The organism is Pyrobaculum sp., from assembly GCF_049971835.1.
Lineage (GTDB): Archaea > Thermoproteota > Thermoprotei > Thermoproteales > Thermoproteaceae > Pyrobaculum.
Map to the genome: position 1 here is coordinate 1 of NZ_JBMFKV010000300.1, position 1917 is coordinate 1917.

A 1917-nucleotide genomic window follows, 5' to 3' on the forward strand; every position below is an offset into this window, starting at 1 on the left:
AGCGCCGTTTCAACTATCTTTTGATTTCTGGGCCATACACATGGCCCGGCGCATTGTCACCATGTTCAACTCGAAGCCCATCTACGTCATACTCAACCAGTACATAGAAGGCCACGGCGGGTTGACAGACGTCGAGGCCATGGGGACGTCTAAGTGGGGCAAGCTGTACACCGTGGCGCCCTTCAGCGGTTGTGTCAAGGACGCGGTATTAAGGAGGAAGTTGCCTACTTTGGCGTGTAAGGACTTCGAGAAGTACGTGGACGAGGCGGCGGCGAAGATATTGAAAGTGGTGCTTAAACTGTGATCGAGGAGGAGATTTTTCTGAGGCGCTGGAGGGGCGCCGTCCCAGACGACATACTGCAGAGGTGTCTAGAAGAGGGCAGGAAGAGAGGGAATATAATCCACGCCTACCTCTGCGTCTACGACTACCTCAGGCCGCCGAGGCGCGCCGCTACGCCACTTGCAGAGGCCCCGCTACAGCCCAAACGCGAGGCCAAGCCAGAGGAGGCGAGAAAGCCAACGGTTGTTAAGAAACCCCCGCGGAGGATCCCCTGGCAACTCATCTCCTCCGCCGCGGCCTTCGCGCTGTCTGCGGCAAACCCCCTGCTGGGCCTCCTGGCGTTGCCCGTGGCGGCGCTCCTCTTCTCAACCCGCAGAAACACGGTGCCCATGTGGACCGACGGGGACTCGCTGGTGTGGCTGGGGAGGCGGTACAAGTTCTACCGCGTCGAGCTGGTCTTCCGGGACATAAACGGCATGGGGCCGAGGGAGCTTACGAACACGCTCCTCTCCGTCACCAGGACATACAACGGGGTGTACTTCAAGGAGGGCAGGGCGTGGGTCCTTCTGCGAGACGGGGCCGACGTCGAGGAGATGCGGACGACGCTGAGGCGCTTCGGCGTCCTCGTGGCGCAGAGGCCGGACCCGCCGCCTCTTAAGCTGTCCCGCGTCTCGCCTACGCCGTACTACGCAATGTCGCTGTTGCCCCTGGCCGCGGCGCTGGTAAACCCCGTCTCTGCAGTCACAGCCGGGCTCGCGGCTGTACTGCAACTAGCCCTCACGGCGCGGGACGCCGGCCACGCCCCCGCCGCCGACGCCAAGCCCATATCTGAAAACCTGCTCTACCTCTCCGTGCCGGATCCCGAGGCGGTGTGGGCCATGGCCCGCGCCTCCCAGCCCCTGGTGGACGAGGTTTTGCTCGTCTGGGAGGAGGACAAGAAGGCTCTGCAGAAGATAGAGAAGGCTGGCGCCGGGCTGGAGCGCTGGGCCTACTGGCTGGCGTCAGCGTGGAGGATGTACCGCCTAGCAAACGTGCAGGTTGCCCGCACGAGGATTCTCAACAACCGGGAGCAGGGGTTCGAGGTGAACGGTTTGGTGCGGGGCTCCCTCGCGGCGTTCAGCACGGGCATTCCTCGTGATGTAGTGCCGGCCTTCACACTAGACCTAGCCGAAGTTTCGCCGTTTGCACTTCTGGTCACCCCGTCGCAGTGCGGCGAGAGGAGCGTGAGGCTGGGCGCAGACGACGCGGGGAGGGACTTCTGCGTCGATCTAGACCGCATAGTGGTGCCCCACGCTATATTCATCGGCGCAACCGGCTCCGGCAAGACTACAACGGCGATGAGCTTCGCCAAGCAACTGGCGAGGCTGGGCGTGAGGACCGTGGCGATTGATCCCCACGGCCACTGGGCGAGGTTCCCCGGCGCGCACGTCGTAGACGCCAGGGAGCACGCCCCGCCGATACAGACAATCGCCGAGGACGACATAGATCTGCTCCTGGACGTACTCCGCGCAGCCGGGGTCCAGGTGTTAGACGTCCACTTCACTGTGTTGTTAAACGCGGTGCAGAGATGCGGCGGCTCCGCCTCGCTACGCCAGTTGCCAGAGTGCCTCCTCAAGGTACGCGATCTGTCCAACGCC

2 protein-coding genes are annotated in these 1917 nt (G+C 63.2%); both read left to right on the forward strand.

The genetic code is table 11. The features are described 5' to 3' along the window. A partial coding sequence (locus ACP5J3_RS13915; RefSeq protein ID WP_428496232.1) for a hypothetical protein occupies positions 1-304 on the forward strand: 304 nt, incomplete at its 5' end. After that, the coding region (locus ACP5J3_RS13920) for a helicase HerA domain-containing protein (protein WP_428496233.1) at positions 301-1917 on the forward strand (1617 nt) is incomplete at its 3' end. The genes ACP5J3_RS13915 and ACP5J3_RS13920, both read left to right, overlap by 4 nt.